This is a genomic window from Paenibacillus sp. SSG-1 (assembly GCF_002224835.1).
Taxonomy (GTDB): domain Bacteria; phylum Bacillota; class Bacilli; order Paenibacillales; family Paenibacillaceae; genus Paenibacillus_AQ; species Paenibacillus_AQ favisporus.
The window spans coordinates 5,899,958-5,917,068 of sequence record NZ_MBRK01000001.1; the positions used below are offsets into that span (position 1 = coordinate 5,899,958).

Sequence of the window (17,111 nt, forward strand, 5' to 3'; positions counted from 1 at the left end):
CAAAAAGAAGCTGCCCCGCATCAAAGCGGAGCAGCTTCTTTTTCGTTACCGGCAGTATCAATCGTTGCCGCCTGGACACTCTATATGCTAATTCCTATTTCTTACCACTGTGTTCGAGGATCATATCCACGAACAAATCGATTTGGCCCATAATAGCAATCGGATCATAGCGGTAGAACGTGTCAAAGTCGTTATAGTAAATGCGGTCGTTCTTCGCGGCCGCCAGGCTGTTCCATACCGGGGAAGCCTTCAGTTCCTTCAGCTTGTCGCCTTTCTTCTCCGGATCGTAGGTCGTCAGGAACATGTAATCCGCCGCATACTCCGGCAGGAGTTCCATGGACAGCTGCAGCGTCTGGTTTTCCTTGCTGTTCTTCGCGGGGCGTTTCAGCTGGAGCGCATTGTACAGCACCTGGCCGCCGCGGCCGGCATTGTCGCCGAACGTCCACAGCTCGCCCTTGTCCGTCAACTCGTAGATACCGAAGGTGTCGTTCTCGTCGACGACGCCTTTGAGCTTCTCACGGGCAGCCGCTGCTTTTTCGTCGAACGCTTTGATGAATTCCTCCGCCTTTTCCTTTTCGCCGGCAATGTCGCCGAACAGGCGCACCGTATCGTCAACGTTGGTTGCCGTGCCGTAAGGAATGTAGATGGTCGGTGCGATTTTGGACAACGCCTCATAATTGTCGTCGTACATGACGACGATCAGGTCGGGCTTGAGCGAGAGCGCCTTCTCGGTATTGATTGGATAGCCTACATCCTCTACTCCGTTCAGTTTATCCTTCAGGAACGGGTTTTGGAAAATGCTCGGTTCCGCGCCCACTACAGGGGCGCCGACGGACAGCAGCTCGCCGCCATAATAATCAGTTACGATGCGCTGCGGCTTTACGGGAATCTCCACGTCGCCTTTTTCTGTCTTGTACGTACGCGTTCCTCCGTCCGACGCCGTTTCCTTTGAATCCGGTGCGGCTGTCTCCTTGCCTGAAGTTTCGGCTGCCGGCCCGCCGGATGCCGCTGACCCGCTGCCGCCGCTATTGCCGCCGCAGGCCGTCACCAGCATGGATAGCATGACCACCAGGATCATGACCGTAAACAATGATTTGGACCTTGTAAACATAATAACCCCCCATAGGTATGTAATTCATCAGTAATGATAATCATTATCAATTGAAAACTTAACAGCTCGCCGTTCCCTTGTCAATCTTTATTTTCTTGCCGGGAATTCGGCACCGTCCATAGATTTATCCGATACCTGCAGGGTTTCACCTCGGCACTTCCTTATTGAGAATGGCCTTCTTCCAGTGCATTGCAGAACCAACGCTCAATTGTGCCAGATTTATGCCGATTTCATATTTCTCATTGCCAAGAGGCCTGCTGTTCATATAAAATGAGTAATTGAGAATGAAGTGAGAATGAGAATCAATTTCATGGAAATAGGTGACAATATATGAATCAGCAGGCAGCAGCGAATATGACCCCGGACTCCAAGGAACGCCTCCGTTCCCGTCCGAAGACCGCCAGCCTGATCCTTATCGGCGGCCTTGCCGCGCTCGTTCTGAGCATGGGATTGTCGATCTCCTTCGGAGCGGCCAATATCCGGCTGTCTGAAGTATGGTCGGCCGTGTTCAATTTCCATGCGGATGTGGTCAATCACCAAATTATTCGGGATTTGCGCCTGCCGCGGGTCCTTGCCAGCGCGATGATTGGCGCAAGCTTTGCGGTAGCCGGAGCCCTAATGCAAGGGATGACCCGCAATCCACTCGCCGACTCGGGACTCCTTGGCATTAATGCGGGTGCAGGCTTCGCTCTTGCGCTATGCTTTGCCTTCTTCCCCGGTCTGTCCTTTATGTACTTGATCCTGTACGCCTTTCTCGGCGCGGGGGTCGGTGCCGGACTCGTCTACGGCGTCGGATCGCTCGCCCCGGGAGGGCTTACCCCGGTACGACTCGTTCTGGCCGGTGCAGCGCTCAGCTTGCTGCTGACCGCGCTCAGCGAAGGCGTGGCGCTGTACTTTCACATCGGCCAGGATCTGGCCTTCTGGTATGCCGGCGGCGTAGCCGGCACGAAGTGGGTACAGCTCAAGATCATGTTCCCATGGATCGCCGGCGCCCTGATCGGCTCGCTGCTCATTTCGCGGTCGATCACGATGCTGAGTCTCGGCGATGAAGTCGCCAAGGGGCTCGGACAGCGCACCGCCCTAATCAAGCTGGCCGCCGTGCTCATCGTGCTCGTACTGGCGGGTTCCTCGGTCGCCGTGGTCGGATCGGTGGGCTTCATCGGGCTCATTATCCCGCATGTCACCCGTTATCTCGTCGGCGTCGATTACCGCTGGATCGTTCCTTGCTCGGCGGTGCTGGGCAGCCTGCTGGCGGTCCTTGCCGACTTGGCGGCAAGAATGATCAATCCGCCGCATGAAACCCCGATCGGAGCGATCATCTCGCTGATCGGCGTTCCGTTCTTCCTCTATCTTGCACGAAGAGAGGTAGGGGATCTGTAATGTCCGAACGACAAGCGGTTTCTACTTACGAACAGCGGAGAAAGCTTCGCGGCATGACCGTCATGCTGATTCTCGCGCTGCTCATTGTTGCGGTCTTTATTATCAGCATGAACACCGGCTACATACGGTTAAGCCCGCTCGACCTGATTCGGACGCTGTTCGGGCAGGGATCGGATCAGGAGAACCTGATTCTCTTCGAATTCCGGCTCCCGCGGATCGTCATTTCGGTGCTGATCGGCGCGGGACTGGCGGTGTCCGGAGCGGTCATGCAGGGGATATTCCGCAATCCGCTGGCCGACCCCGGCATCCTCGGCATCAACTCGGGGGCGGGGCTGATGGTCATGCTGCTCGTCTCGTTCTATCCGACGACGCAGGCGATGCCGGTATTCCTGCTCCCTCTCTTAGCCTTTGTGGGCGCAGGATTGACGGCGGCACTGATTTACTCCCTGTCCTACACACGGAACAAGGGAATCCGCCCGATCCGGCTGATGCTGACAGGCATCGCCGTCGCCGCCGGCATTCAGGCGGCCATGATCGTGCTGACGCTCCGGCTGAAGCCGGAGCAGTATCAATTCGTCGCGACATGGCTCGCAGGGAGCATCTGGGGAACGAACTGGAAGTTTGTCCTCTCCCTTCTCCCCTGGATCGTCGTCCTGGTGCCGTACATTATTTATCGGGCACGGGTGATGAACGTGCTGCAGATGGGAGAGCAGATGGCGACCAGCCTTGGCGAAAATGTACGCAAAGAGCAGTTCCGCCTGCTCGCCGCTGCCGTCGCCCTTGCTGCGGCAAGTGTAGCCGTCAGCGGCGGCATCGCCTTCGTCGGGCTCGTCGGTCCGCATTTGGCCAGACGCCTCGTCGGTCCGAAGCATCAGATGCTGCTTCCGGTCTCGGCGCTCATCGGGGCGCTGCTCGTTATCGCGGCCGACACGATCGGCCGCTGGATTCTGCAGCCTTCCGGCGTACCGACAGGAATTGTAGTCGCCGTCATCGGCGCACCTTATTTTCTGTATCTGCTCGCCAGAGCGAAAAGTTAAACGCCAGTGCTTGATATAGATCTTATTTTCCGACTTTTGGATCGGATCATACCTGAATGGACTTGGAGGGAAAACCATGAGTGAATCATTGGAGCTGTACGACGTAACCATCATCGGGGGTGGCCCTGCCGGCATGTATGCGGCTTTTTACAGCGGGATGCGCGACCTGAAGACCAAGCTGATCGAAGCGAAGGACGAATTGGGCGGGCGGATGCTGATTTATCCGGAGAAAATGATCTGGGACGTCGGCGGTACGGGACCGATCCTATGCCGCAACCTGATCGAGCAGTTGAAGCAGCAGGCGCTGACTTTTGATCCGACCGTCGTACTGGGCCAGCAGATCGTCGGCCAGGAGCGCCTGGAAGACGGCACTATTCTGCTTACTTCCTCAACCGGAGAAAAGCACTGGACCCGCACGGTCATCATGGCGATCGGTTACGGCATCCTGGAGATGGCGAAGCTCGACATCGAAGGTGCCGACAGGTTCGAAGTGAGCAACCTTCACTATACGGTGCAGGAGCTCGAGCCCTTCCGCGGCAAGCGCGTGCTCATCTCCGGCGGCGGCGATTCCGCCGTGGACTGGGCCAATGAGCTCGAGCCGATCGCAGCCAGCGTCTGTGTAGTACATCGGCGCGAGCAGTTTGGCGGCCATGAGCGCAACGTGGTTCGCATGAAGCAGTCCTCCGTTCAGATCCATGTTCCCTATACCGTCCGCCAGCTGCACAGCAGTGACGGGTGCGCGATCAATCAGGTTTCGATCTGTCATGAAGAGAGCGGCGATACCCTTCGCGTGGACGTTGATGCGGTCATCGTCAACCACGGCATGCGGTATAACTTTGGGGCGATCCGCGACTGGGGCATCGATATGGGCGAATGGACGGCGAACGTCAGCGACAAGCTGGAAACGAATGTGCCGGGAATTTTTGCCGCAGGAGACTTTGTGGACTACAGCAGCAAAGTGAGACTGATCGCAGGCACATTCACCGATGCTGTGCTTGCCACGAACAGCGCCAAGCTCTACATGGATCCCGAAGCGCCCAAGGTTGCTTATGTTTCTTCGCACAATGAGCGGTTCAAAGAGAAAAACCGGGCGCTTGGCGTCATCGACGAAGACCACTAACACCGGGTACCGGCCAGGAAAGACTGTCTAGGGTTCAGGACATGAACCATTAACAGGATAAATTAACCGAAACAGAACCTTCAATGGGGATACTTCGATCCGCATCCCATAGAAAAAAGGCCTGCATAATCGTGCAGACCTTTTTGCCGTTTATATCGGATATTCTATGATTTCACACGGGTTCATTGCTTAGGAGTCGATCTTGACGCCCTTCTTGGCCGATTTCTGATCGGCACTCGAATTGTTCAGAACAGGAAGCATTTTCGTATCCCGCACCATCGGGGAATTACACAACCTGCAGGTCGGCTCATGCTCAAAGGCGAAATTATCGCGCATCCACCCTTTGCACCCTTCCTTCGTACAGGACCAGATCGCTGTATTTTCCTCAGGTATTTCCTCCATCGACTTTTTGCGGTAGTTCATGCTCAGTCCCCCTTTTATGAAGTATAAAACCAAACTGTATAAACGGACGCCCTGCAGCAGTCAACCTCCGCCAAGAACGGATCTTGGACAAGCCTGCTTGGTCTATATGAAAAAACTGCCCTTAACGAATCTGTTAAGGGCAGCCGCTTGTTGATGTTACAGTTTCACTACGTTCTCAGCTTGTGGTCCACGGTTGCCTTCAACCACGTTGAATTGGACGCGTTGTCCTTCGTCCAACGTTTTGAAACCATCACCAGTGATTGCACTGTAGTGTACGAAAACATCGTTTCCGCCTTCAACTTCGATGAATCCGAAGCCTTTATCGGCATTAAACCATTTAACTGTACCTGTTTGCATGGGGCTGTACCTCCAAAATTGAAATTTAATATGATCCTTCTTTTAAATAAAGCTAAAAAAAATTCACACATTGAAAAAAGTTCCATCGTAAACATGATACCCTTTTCAATATGTGAATTGGTTTCAAATTTTAGAACTGAATACAGTGTACCACGGAAATCACCAAAATGCAAGGATTTGGGAAATGTTGATATGCCATGCCAAGATATGACTTCGAGCTGACGGCATTTGGGCAGGTTAATCATTTTATCGGGCTTACAGCAATATAGTGTTACGAGCACGTCGGGCCGACATGCTCCTTAAAGAGGTTGTTCAAAAAGTCCGCTTTTGATCACGAAGTAAATCGGGAAGCTGATTCGGCATCGAATCTTGAATTCAGCCGGGCCTAAGTGGATGCTTGCGTAGTATGTTTCCTTCGGAAACATTTCCGGTGCTCACGTACCCACTACGTACGCTCTGCTCCTCAGTCCCTTGCTTCATTCAATCTTCTCGGTGCTGAAAACTGAACTTTTTGAACACGCACGCACTTAAAGGTTACATAGGAAGGGAGGTATATTTCTGATCGAATTCAAGAACGTCAGTAAATTTTACGGCAGCTTCCATGTCCTCCAGAATATCGACCTTCGGATCGAAGAGGGCGAAGTGGTCGTGATCATCGGACCGTCCGGTTCCGGCAAGAGCACCCTGCTCCGCTGCATCAATCGGCTGGAAAAAATCTCGTCGGGCGAGCTCTACGTAAACGGAACGGCGCTGCATGACAAAAAGATCGACATTAACCGGTTCCGCCGCGAGATCGGCATCGTCTTTCAGCATTTTAATCTGTATCCCCATAAAACGGTGATCGACAACATTGTGCTTGCTCCGGTCAAGGTGCTTGGCCTCTCCAAAGAAGAAGCGGCCGAGCGTGCGACCTCTTATCTGTCCCGCGTCGGCATTGCGGATAAGGCATCCAGCTACCCTTCCCAGCTCTCGGGGGGACAGCAGCAGCGGGTCGCAATCGCCCGGGGCCTGGCCATGCATCCGAAGATCATGCTGTTCGACGAGCCCACATCGGCTCTAGATCCCGAAATGATCGGCGAAGTGCTGGACGTGATGCGCTCTCTCGCCTACGACGGGATGACGATGGTCATCGTTACGCATGAGATGGGATTCGCCCGCGAGGTTGCCGACCGTGTCGTTTTTATGGACAACGGTCAGATCATCGAGGAAGGCCCGGCGGCAAGCTTCTTTGACCATCCGCGGGAAGAGCGCGCGCGGACGTTTCTCAGCCGGCTGATTCATCATTAAATTCAGCGGAAAGCATATGGAAAGGGGTTATTGAATTCATGAAAAAACCTTTGAGGTGGAGTGTTGCGTTTGTCCTGTTGGCGATGTGCCTGGTGTTCACGGCCTGCGGAGGCTCGAAGAGCGAGCCCACGGCCGCGACCGGCGGCGGGTCGACCGACACGACTGCAAGCGGGAACAAGGACGACGGCGGAGACACGGCTGCCAAGGGCGGCACGCTGGAAGCGATCAAGGCCCGCGGCAAGCTTATCGCCGGCGTGAAATACGACACCAAGCTGTTCGGGCTGAAGGACCCGACTTCCGGACAGGTAGAGGGCTTTGACATCGACATCGCCAAGGCGTTGGCCAAAAAAATACTCGGCGATGAAACCAAGATCGAGCTGAAGGAAGTGACGTCCAAAACCCGCATTCCGCTGCTGCAGAACGGGGACATCGACCTTATCGTCGCCACGATGACCATCACTGAGGAGCGCAAGCAGCAGGTCGATTTCAGCGACGTCTATTTTAAAGCGGGTCAATCCCTGCTCGTGAAGAAGGGCAGCGCCATCCAAGGCCTGGAGGACTTGAAAAAAGGCGTGAAGGTGCTGACCGTCAAAGGCTCCACCTCGGCTAAAAACATCCGCGAAAAGGCGCCGGACGCCACCGTGCTGGAGTTTGAAAACTATCAGGACGCATTTACCGCGCTGAAAGCCGGCCAAGGGGAAGCCCTGACGACCGACAACGCCATCCTGCTCGGCATGCAAAAACAGGATCCGAACTACGTGCTGGTCGGCGGCACCTTCACCGACGAGCCCTACGGAATCGCCATCAAAAAAGGCGACGCCGAGTTCGTGAAGACCGTCAACGATCTGCTCAAGGAAATGAAGGACAGTGGCGAATACGACAAGCTGTATGAGCAGTGGATGGGTGTCAAACCCGAGTAGGGCCTTGGCTTTCGCTGCCTTTCCCGGCACGCTGCGGGGAGCCCTGAAAACCTTTAAGAAAGGACGAAGGCCATGCCGGGCAAATTTGACATTCACGTCTTGTTTAACCACTGGGACCGTTTTGCCGAAGGCTTTATCCACACGATTGAAGCCAGCGTCCTCGCCTTGATCGGGAGCTTCGTGCTCGGCGTTATCATCGCCGTGATGCGGATCTCCCCGATCCGGGCCCTGAATGTGATCGGAACGGTGTATGTTGAGTTTATCCGCAACATCCCGCTCCTGCTCGTCGTGTTTTTCTTTTTCCTGGGAATCCCGTCGCTCGGACTGCCGCTGGACGGCTTTACCTCGGGGACGCTTGGGCTGATGGTCTACACCGCCTCTTTCATCGCGGAAGCCATCCGTGCCGGCATCCAGTCCGTACCGGCCGGCCAGACCGAGGCCGCCCGCGCGACGGGACTGTCGTATATCCAGACGATGCTTCACATCGTGCTGCCCCAGGCGATCAAGATCGTGCTGCCGGCTATCGGCAACCAGTTTATTAATCTCGTTAAAAATTCGTCCATTCTGGCCGTCGTGACCGGGATGGACCTGATGTATTACGCCGACCTGATCAACTCCGACACCTTCCTGCCCCTGACCGTGTATACGATCGTCGCCGTCTTTTACCTGGTGCTTACGCTTCCGCTCAGCTTTGCGGTCCATTACATGGAACGCCGATTCCGCTCGGCTGACCGATAAAGGGGCTTTATTCTGGCAAGAGGAGAAGATGCCGCCATGGATTTTATAGGTGCCTATTCCCTACCCAACGTCAAGTTTCTGCTTGAGGGGTTTCTCGTTACGATCGAGGTCGCGGTGTTGTCCATTGTGTTCAGCTTCGTGCTGGGAACCGTTCTCGGGACGCTGCGTTACGCCAAAATCCCCGTATTGTCCCGGATTGTCGCAGCCATCGTCGATATTATCCGGAACCTGCCGCTGCTGCTGATCATCTTCTTCATGTACATCGTGCTTCCCCAACTCGGCATCAAGATGTCCCCCTTCTGGGCGACGGTCGTCGGCCTGACCTTGTTCGAAGGGGCCATGATTTCGGAGATCGTCCGCGGCGGACTCAATTCCGTGGACCGGGGACAAATCGAGGCGGCCCGCTCTTCGGGGCTGAGCTATATGCAGACGCTCCGGCATATCATTCTGCCGCAGGCGCTGCGCCGCATGGTCCCGCCCTTGGTCAGCCAGTTCATCTCGCTGCTCAAGGATACGTCGCTCGCGGTTATCATTTCGCTTCCCGAGCTCATGCACAACGTGCAGATCCTGCAGGGACACAGCCCGAACTACGTCATCCCGGCCCTCATCTTCGCCGCCGCCCTGTACTTCATCGTGAACTACATTCTCTCGATCATCGCCCGGCGGCTGGAGGCCAAGACGCTCTGACACGGCTGCTCGGCCCGGACAAAGAAAACAAGCCCAGCTCTCCCCCTTCATGGGTGAGGCTGGGCTTGCTTGTGCTTCGTGCGTATCGCATCAAATATGGTGCGGGTGGCTAACGCGCCAGCGATACCACCAGCGTTTTGATTTCGTACGGCTTGAAGCGCAGCTCCGTACCGTTGCCCGACACGCTCAACGGCTCGCCGCCTTCTTCCATTAAATTCGTCTCGGCCGCCGCGCTGACCACACCGGCCTGCGGGTCCAGCTCGACCCGGGCGCGGGTGCGGATGCCGCCGTATTCGTACATGCGGATGACGATATCGTCGCTGTCTTCGGCCTTTTTGATCGTGTCGATCATAATATTCGGCTGATTCACCTTCACCAGGCCAAGCGCCTCCGGCAGAATGCCTTCCTGTACCGGCACGGCCAGCAGCGGCGTGTTCAGGCCGCAGGCCGCCCGGTGGGTTCCGCCTTCATACCAGCCGCCGCGGTGCGGATACAGCGAATACGTAAATTCATGCTCACCCTGATCGGCGGTTCCGTCCGGATAGACGGCGGACTTGATCAGGCTGAGGCGGATGACGTGGTTGCGGATGTCATGCCCGTATTTACAGTCGTTCAACAGGCTGACGCCGTAACCGCCCTCGGAGAGGTCCACCCAGCGCTGCGCCACGGATTCGAACCGGGCGTAATCCCAGCTCGTGTTCCAGTGGGTCGGACGCTCCACGTTGCCGAACTGGATCTCGTAAGTGGCTTTGGTGGAGCGGATGTCGACCGGAAAAGCGGCCTTGAGCAGCTGCTGGTGCTCGTGCCAATCCACTTTGGTCACAAAATCGATCCGCGGATCGTCCCGGTACACCGTGAACCGTTGCTCGATGGTGGAGTTGTGATACGCATACACCATCTTGATCACGCCGCGCAGCGGCCCTTCCTCCAGGACCGTCAGTTCCTTCAGGTCCTCGACCGTCCGCATTTTTTCCTGGTAGAAAATATCGATGTCCCAGGCGTCGTGCGCCATCGGCTTATCCTCGAATACCTGCAGCACGTTCGCCGGCTCACCCGGTTTCAGCACTTCGCGGTCCGCCTGCTTGTCGTACAGCGATACCAGCTGACCGGCTTCGTTCAGACGGATGCTGTAGAACGGCGTTTCCACGACGTCTCCCGTGATCTGCCAATCCGTCTCACCCGCTACAGCGGAAGCCGAACCTGGGGTGCCCGATCCCCCGCTGCGGCCGTAAATGGTCGTGTAGCCGTAGGCCGGCACATCCTTCACGGTAACCAGCACGCGGGATGATCCATCCTCCTGCACAGGAATGATCTGGGTCGGCAGGTCTTCTCCGGCTGCAGAATACCACACCAACTGTGCGGCCCCTTCCACGGAAACTTCGCTGACGAAAGAGCGTTCCCAGCCGAGCGGATTGAAAATCCGGACAGGTAAGCCTTTGCCCTCCGCCTTGGCGGAGTCCGGCTGTGCGCCCGCTTCCCCGCGGCCCTCGGCGGTAAACTGCGACAGCCCCTGTTCCAGCACCTGCACGGCCAGCTGCTCGGCCTCAGCGTACTCGACCCGGCTGTCCTCATACACTTCGTGAATGGACGAGCCCGGGATGATGTCGTGGAACTGGTTGCGCAGCACGATCTCCCAGCTGTCCGCGAGGCCTGCGGCCGGATAAGCATAGCCCGGATTCAGCATCAGCGCCAGCGCGTTCACGAATTCCGCGTTGTGAAGCAGTTGCTCCATCCGGCGGTTCATCCGCTTGTTATAAGCCTGGGACGTATAGGTGCCGCGATGGTATTCCAGATACAGTTCCCCGTCCCACAAGTGAAGCTGCGGATCGTCCTTGACCCGTTCCTCCAGCTGTTCGAAGAATGCTTCCGCTCCGCCCTGCTTCACCTGCGGCGCCGCCGGCATATCTTCATAACGGCGGGCCGCTTCGAGCATATCCCGGGTCGGACCGCCGCCGCCGTCGCCCCAGCCGTAGGCGAGCAGCAGATTCTCGTTGATGTCCTTCTGCCGGTAGTTATCCCACAGCCCCTGAATCGAGGAGCCGGTGATGTTGCCATTGTACGTATAAAACCAGCTGCCGTCGTTGTCCGGGGTCGTGATGTAATGCGTCAGCATTTCGGTGCCGTCGATGCCCCGCCACATGAACGTGTCATACGGGAAGCGGTTGTACTGGCTCCAGCTGATTTTGGTCGTCATGAAGTAGTCGATGCCGCTCTTCTTCAAAATTTGCGGCAGCGCCCAGCTGTATCCGAACACGTCCGGCAGCCATAAGACGCGGTTGTCAACGCCGAACTCCCTCTTGAAGAAGCGCTTGCCCGTCAGCAGCTGCCGGACCAGCGACTCCCCGGAAGGAATGTTGCAGTCCGACTCCAGCCACATCGCCCCGGTCGCTTCCCAGCTGCCTTCCTTCACGCGAGCCTTGATTTTCTCGTACAGCGTCGGAAAATCCTTCTTCAAATAAGCGTACAGCTGCGGCTGGGACTGAAGGAAAACATACTCCGGAAAGCGGTCCATAAGCGTCAGCACCGTCGAGAACGAGCGCCCGGACTTCTCCCGGGTATGCTTCAGCCGCCACAGCCAGGCGACGTCGATATGGCAGTGGCCGACCGCGGTGATCTGCGGCCGCGGGCCGCGCGGAATCGCCTCAAGCCGCTCCTTCAGCACGTACAGCGCCTGCTCGGTGGAAGCGTAGAAACGGTCCGATCCCGGCGCGCTCCAGTCCAGCAGCCGGAACGCCTCCTCCAGTGCAGACGTCATCGCCTGCTTCTCCAAGGCGCGTTCGTCCAGCAGCTTCACCGTCTGCAGCATGTGCAGTGCCGTATAGTACAGATCGTCGGTTGCCGCGTCCAGTACTGCTAGCTCCAGCACATCAACCCGATGATCAAACGGCATATGGCTGCCGTTCGGGGGCGTCAGCCCGCTCCATGCGCGGATGGCCAGCTCCACGCGGCCTTCGTCCACAGCCTGCGCCGGGAAGAACAGCTCGGCATGGTTGCGGTCCACGGCCTGCGCCGGTTCCCCGTTCAGATACACCTGGCCTTCATACCCGCTGCAGTTGCCCCCGCCGGTTTCCCCAAGCTTGATCAGTCCTACGACGTCCTGGGCCCTCCACGATGCGGGAAACGTTACGTCAGCGATGAACCAGGCGTAGCGGTCCCTTCCTCCCCAGCGGTCCCCTACCTTCACGACCGGCTGGCTGCCTGCGGCGGCCTTCGCTTCCGCCAAACTCTCCACATCCGGTACGATATGCATGTTCTCCAGCGGCTTGCGGTCCCGGTATCTCAGCCCGGCCAGCTCCTGAATGCGCCGCTCCAGCTTTTCAATCATAAATCTCATGGATGATCACCTTTTCCCCTTCTGCATCCTTCCGTCTCCGGCCATGCATGCTCCCGGAATTTCCGGAGTAATAAATTGCTGCTTCGTCGGTTACAGCACATCGGCAATAAATTTGCTCGTATTAATATATATAATATAGCATTTATGTATAATATAAAACAAAAAAAACAGCATCTCTTGTTTCAAGAAATGCCGTTTCTTGTTTCCTCTGGTTATACCGGGCCTGTCGTATGGTGAATGACGAGACGGGGTTTAAAAATCCGCTTCGTGTACTTGACGTCCTTGATGTTCCCTTCCAAAATATCCAGCAGCAGGCTAGCCGCCTCGCGACCCATTTCTTCCTCGCTTTGATCGATATACGTAAATACGCTGAGCTCTTCGAGCATAGGACTCGGGTTATCAAACGTGACGATGGACAGGTCACCCGGGACATCCAGCCCCAATTCCTTGGCCATGGACCACAGGTTGACCCCGAGCTTGCAGTTCAGCGCGATAAACGCCGTCGCCATCCGGCTCTTGAGGAAGCGGTACAGCGGGTGATCCGTACGGGAAGGCCCCGTTGGGATGCTGAAGTCGGTAAGAATTAAAGCGGGATTGATCATCGCGCCCTTGTTCTTCAGCGCTTCGTTATATCCTTGAATCCGTTCATCGACCGTCACCGTCGGTATTGGAGAATCCGAGCATATCGCAATGTTCCGGTGTCCCAGCTCCCACAGATGATCCACCGCCAGGATGGAACCCAGAGCCGGATCGGACAGGACCACGTTCGTCTCAACGCCGGGCAGATGCCGATCCAAGAGCACGAACGGGTAATTCTGCATCTTCAACGCGATAATTTCTTCACTGTACACCTCGGCATCCACCGGAAAAATAATCAGCCCGTCCGTCGTGCTGCGGAGCTCGCGGATCGCTTCCTTCTCCAGTTCCTTGGAATTGTAAGTGAACATGACGACCAGCGAGTATTTGCTCCCCGACAGCGCGCTGCGGATCCCCCGTACCATTTGGATGGCAAAATAATCTTCAATGGAAGGAAACACGAGCCCGATCTTGGGAGCCGACGACGATTTGGCCTCCGAGACGAGGGAGACCGGATTACCCGATATGTACTTCTCAGGCACACCCTTGACGTAACTTCCCCGGCCCGGAATCCGGTAGATCCAGCCTTCGCCCGCCAGCTCGGCCAGCGCATTGGCCACGGTAATCCGGCTCACCTGAAACTGGTCGATCAGCTCCTTCTCAGTCGGAATCCGGTCGTCTTCCTTCAGCTGCCTGGAAGCAATCAACTGCTTGAAATGGTTTTGTATTTGAATGTACAGCGGCTCCCTGTCCTGGCTCATGACAATAATCCTCCAATACCTGATCTTTCGGTCATCTTCCTTTTAGCATTATATCCCATGGGACATACATGTCAACGCCGCTGCCCAGCCGCAGGCTCATCCGGACCGCTGAATATCGTACCGGATATCCAGGAAACGGAGTCCGAAAATCCACATCCGGTGGCGGGCCGTCAGCCGCTGTCCGGACTCCCCCTCCCGGATCCAGAAGGTTTCCTTCAGGGGCAAACGCATCGTGAACCATGAGGCATGCAGGTAAATGCCCTCATCGCCCCGGTGAGCCGGGCTGTGGGCGCTGGTCAAGACGAGCCCGGAGCCTTCATTATACAGGCGCAGCATCCCGGTCATATTGGTGCCCGGCAGCGGCAGGGCGATATTCATGTAGGGCTCGTCTCCGAACCAATGCAGGGAATAGAGCGCAATGAAAATCGCCTCCCCCTGCCCGTTCAAACGCTGCCAGGCGCGAACCCGCTGCCTGCCGTCCCTGCCCGACGCCACCGGAAGAACCCGGCCGTACATCCCCTGCCACCCTTTAAGTGTACCAAGATGGATCTGCCCGATCCGGCGGCTGATGACTTGATAGACCACAGCCAGCGGCCTAAACCACCCGGCCCAGCGGATGTCGGCCCGCATCGCGTACTGATCGGTATGCTCGTAGAAATCCCGAATGACGGGCGACAGCCTCCGGGCGCGGAACGAGGCGGAGTCAAACCCGTCGATCCGGTCGACCAGCCCTGAGTAGGATGCCGTTTCGTCAAGAAGTCCTTCCCTGCTTAAGAAGTGGCGCCCGATATGCCTTCCGCCGGTGATGGAGCTTACCGGTTTGCCATAATAGCTCTCCTTCGGGAAGTTTCCCTCCAGCAGCCAGCCCGCAAGCGACGGAAGAGCTACGCCTACCGCGTTCATCAAGCCGTGAATCCAGATCATCCGGTTGATCGAGAGACTCCCGAACCCCATCGCCTTGCCGGCTGCGTAAATCAGGGAGAACAGAATCGTCACCATCAATACGAGCGCCGAAAAAGAAATGAGATATTTGGCCTCCTGCCGGGTAAAGGAAGCTTTGAAAACAAGCAGTCCGTAGCTGTACAGGGCAGCCAGGTACGCCGCCACCAGAATGAACTCAAGGGCGGTGGAAAAAGCAATGCCCAGCGCAATGCCGGCCGGGGCCAGCATGATGATGACGGTCGAGGTTAAGTACAGCTTCCGTCCAACCGTTATTTTTCGCCCCAGCAGTCCGGCCAGGATCGGGATAATAAATGAAGAGTAATGAAAATGAACGGCTGTCAGCATGATGAGCACGTCCGAAAAATCCATTATACGCCAATGCAGCGACGCAGCCAGGAACCAGAAACCGCCACCGGCCAAGTACATCAGTCCGAAATCCACCGCGGTTTCAGCAAGCGGATGCAGTCCCCTCTCCAGCAGCCGTCTCAGCCCATACAGCGCCGTAATCACCGTAAAAGCCACCCAGGGAAGGCATAACAGCGGGATATCTCCCATGAAGGAGAGTGCCGCACAGACGGCAGCCGGGGGGTAAAGGATAATCATGATTTTGTACAAAGCCATCGTTTTCCCGTTACGCAGGCGGGCATCCACGAGCATTAAGAAACCCGGTACCAGCACCAGCACCGCCAGCATCAGCACCGCTTCAAGCACTTGAAGCTGCCGCCCGCTGACGCCGAGAAACATCACATACAGCAGCAATCCGAACCATGCGTTACGTTTCATCCCGGCTTCCTCCGCTCCCGTCTTTCCTTGTTCCCGTAAAACTCCCCTTATAGGCGAAAAGGGTGCCGAACAACGGATTGCGCACATGCACCCGAATCCGGAAGCACTGCCGCTCCTCGTCGTAGGACTCCACGATCTGGGCCGCCCCGTGAAAAACCCGGGGAAGCGGGATCCGCATGCCGAACAGGGGCAGCCACTGGCTTCTGGAGGAGATGTGCATGGCTCCTTTGTCGTCCACGTGGAGGGACAGGGAGGAGCCGAGCAGTGCCGGCTTGCCGAACAAGTCCAGGATCTGCTCCTCCTCACTGTCCCATTTCATCACAGCATCGAAATGGCGTTTTTTGCCCCGGAAATCAAACGTCCGATCCCAATGTACCGTCTCCTTGCCCTTTGCATCCCGGGATACTTTGTTGTGGATCACAAAAGGGATGTTCCGGCCCCGCTCGGGAAAGAACAGACGGGCCCGAATGCCCAGAACCATCATGGCCCGTATGGCAAACAAACCGCCGCTGATTTCCTCCATCCGGCCGGCCCCGGTAAACACCGCATCTCCCGTCAGCCGGTAACGCTCCTGCAGCTTGGGATGCAGCAGCTGATAGGTATCGCCGAGCGCCTGTTCATAGATCGATTTCATAGGTCACCTGCCTTCTTTCGGCGGCAGCGGGCGGCGCTGGGCAGATGTCGGCTGTTCCCGTAGCCGATCAGCGACAGGACGATCAGCATACCGTTTAGCGTCACGGGATTAAACGGGGCGACGAAACTGCCGATATCCCCGATCCCCGCAGAGGCGGTCAGACCGCAGATGGCAACGATCTGGAGAATAAACAGAGGGCGCTTCAGCTTATACAGCGGCAGCAGCCACACGAGTCCAAAGAGCATTTCCAGTATGCCGACCATCCGGATCATCGCCACGCCGCTGCCCATGCTCCCGGTTACGGCTTCCATCATGCGAATTTCGTCCGGATGGGCCATGATTAGCTTGGGAACGAGGCCGTGGTACAGCCATACAAAGGCGATCACCCCGCACACGGTCCAGTACGTGAGAAAGCGCTGGAGCAGCAGCTTCGGATGAAATCCCTGCTCCAGCCACATTTTTAACGCGTCAAAGCTCCAAGCCGTCGCCCATCCGAGCAGCGGCCTGAACAGGTAGGCATCGGCAAGACGCCCCGCCGCGCCGAAAGCCGACTCATATTGGTACAGCGTCTCGAAGCCGATACCGCCGTCTTTCTTCGTATACTTCCAATACCCGCTGCCCTTTCGGATGAGCGATAGCCGGTCATGCGTCCAAAACTTCAGCGAGGAGACCCGGTCCCCGGATTCCTTCTCCACTTGTCCCGCCGATTCTCCCTCGCCTGCAATATCGATGCCCATGCCGATCCGGGTTCGGTACCGAAAACGTTGAGGCTCATCCTGTGCCCGCGGCAAATACGAAATTTCCGTAAACCGGGCATCCCATGCGGTATGCAAATCCGGGTTCTGGGTATATTCCCATAGCTTATCCATCGTTGTGTCAATATCGATTTGCACATAGATGGGCCGTTGCTTTTTCATGGCGTCTCCCCCTTGCTTTGCTCCCTTCCTAATTCGCGGAAAAAGCCCGATGTCCTTCTAAATTCCTTCCTGTTTAGACAAGATCATACACCGATGGCATTTGT

The 17,111-nt window shown here is 56.6% G+C and carries 15 protein-coding genes; 7 read left to right on the forward strand and 8 right to left on the reverse strand.

All coding sequences use genetic code 11. The features are described 5' to 3' along the window. Positions 1-94 precede the first annotated feature (94 nt). Complete coding sequence (locus BCV73_RS27060; protein ID WP_089549227.1) at positions 95-1,111, reverse strand: ABC transporter substrate-binding protein; 1,017 nt, start codon at positions 1,109-1,111, stop codon at positions 95-97. A 330-nt stretch (positions 1,112-1,441) separates the two neighbouring features. Here BCV73_RS27060 and BCV73_RS27065 point away from each other — a divergent pair, with 330 nt between their 5' ends. From BCV73_RS27065 to BCV73_RS27075, 3 genes are all read left to right on the forward strand, one after another. Further along, complete coding sequence (locus BCV73_RS27065) at positions 1,442-2,491, forward strand: FecCD family ABC transporter permease (RefSeq protein ID WP_076172685.1); 1,050 nt, start codon at positions 1,442-1,444, stop codon at positions 2,489-2,491. After that, on the forward strand, positions 2,491-3,528 hold the full coding sequence (locus BCV73_RS27070) for a FecCD family ABC transporter permease (RefSeq protein ID WP_076172683.1): 1,038 nt from the start codon (positions 2,491-2,493) through the stop codon (positions 3,526-3,528). Before BCV73_RS27065 ends, BCV73_RS27070 begins: the two co-directional genes overlap by 1 nt. Before the next feature lie 76 nt (positions 3,529-3,604). Continuing rightward, complete coding sequence (locus BCV73_RS27075) at positions 3,605-4,648, forward strand: NAD(P)/FAD-dependent oxidoreductase (RefSeq protein WP_076172681.1); 1,044 nt, start codon at positions 3,605-3,607, stop codon at positions 4,646-4,648. A 189-nt stretch (positions 4,649-4,837) separates the two neighbouring features. Here BCV73_RS27075 and BCV73_RS27080 read toward each other — a convergent pair whose 3' ends face one another. Both BCV73_RS27080 and BCV73_RS27085 read right to left on the reverse strand, forming a co-directional pair. Continuing rightward, positions 4,838-5,071, reverse strand: coding sequence for a cold-shock protein (locus BCV73_RS27080; protein ID WP_076172678.1), 234 nt, complete (start codon positions 5,069-5,071; stop codon positions 4,838-4,840). Positions 5,072-5,227: 156 nt separating this feature from the next. Next, a complete protein-coding gene (locus BCV73_RS27085) occupies positions 5,228-5,428 on the reverse strand; it encodes a cold-shock protein (protein WP_076172675.1) in 201 nt (66 codons plus the stop codon). Between the two features lie 558 nt (positions 5,429-5,986). Here BCV73_RS27085 and BCV73_RS27090 point away from each other — a divergent pair. From BCV73_RS27090 to BCV73_RS27105, 4 genes are all read left to right on the forward strand, one after another. Continuing rightward, entirely contained in the window at positions 5,987-6,715 is a 729-nt protein-coding gene (locus tag BCV73_RS27090; RefSeq protein ID WP_076172673.1) for an amino acid ABC transporter ATP-binding protein, read from the forward strand. Between the two features lie 38 nt (positions 6,716-6,753). Further along, the gene (locus tag BCV73_RS27095; RefSeq protein WP_089549228.1) at positions 6,754-7,635 is read left to right on the forward strand and encodes an ABC transporter substrate-binding protein; all 882 of its coding nucleotides are present in this window, start codon (positions 6,754-6,756) and stop codon (positions 7,633-7,635) included. Between the two features lie 72 nt (positions 7,636-7,707). After that, positions 7,708-8,373, forward strand: coding sequence for an amino acid ABC transporter permease (locus BCV73_RS27100; protein WP_076172668.1), 666 nt, complete (start codon positions 7,708-7,710; stop codon positions 8,371-8,373). Positions 8,374-8,409: 36 nt separating this feature from the next. Beyond that, positions 8,410-9,060 (forward strand): amino acid ABC transporter permease, encoded by a 651-nt coding sequence (locus BCV73_RS27105; RefSeq protein ID WP_076172665.1) that lies wholly within the window; start codon positions 8,410-8,412, stop codon positions 9,058-9,060. Between the two features lie 109 nt (positions 9,061-9,169). Here the strand turns inward: BCV73_RS27105 and BCV73_RS27110 are convergent, their stop codons facing one another. The 5 genes from BCV73_RS27110 to BCV73_RS27130 all read right to left on the reverse strand — a co-directional run bounded on the left by BCV73_RS27110 (position 9,170) and on the right by BCV73_RS27130 (position 17,007). Continuing rightward, positions 9,170-12,394 carry an alpha-mannosidase gene (locus BCV73_RS27110; RefSeq protein ID WP_089549229.1) on the reverse strand — a complete coding sequence of 1,075 codons (3,225 nt, stop codon included), beginning with the start codon at positions 12,392-12,394 and terminating at the stop codon, positions 9,170-9,172. Positions 12,395-12,606: 212 nt separating this feature from the next. Continuing rightward, complete coding sequence (locus BCV73_RS27115; RefSeq protein ID WP_089549230.1) at positions 12,607-13,731, reverse strand: GntR family transcriptional regulator; 1,125 nt, start codon at positions 13,729-13,731, stop codon at positions 12,607-12,609. 96 nt (positions 13,732-13,827) lie between these two features. Next, positions 13,828-15,456 carry a YndJ family protein gene (locus BCV73_RS27120; RefSeq protein WP_179232078.1) on the reverse strand — a complete coding sequence of 543 codons (1,629 nt, stop codon included), beginning with the start codon at positions 15,454-15,456 and terminating at the stop codon, positions 13,828-13,830. Then, positions 15,446-16,090: a DUF4166 domain-containing protein gene (locus tag BCV73_RS27125; RefSeq protein WP_089549232.1), complete on the reverse strand. Its 645-nt coding sequence runs from the start codon at positions 16,088-16,090 to the stop codon at positions 15,446-15,448. The genes BCV73_RS27120 and BCV73_RS27125 overlap by 11 nt, the downstream gene beginning before the upstream one ends. Next, positions 16,087-17,007 (reverse strand): DoxX-like family protein, encoded by a 921-nt coding sequence (locus tag BCV73_RS27130; RefSeq protein WP_076172654.1) that lies wholly within the window; start codon positions 17,005-17,007, stop codon positions 16,087-16,089. The genes BCV73_RS27125 and BCV73_RS27130 overlap by 4 nt, the downstream gene beginning before the upstream one ends. Positions 17,008-17,111: the final 104 nt, after the last annotated feature.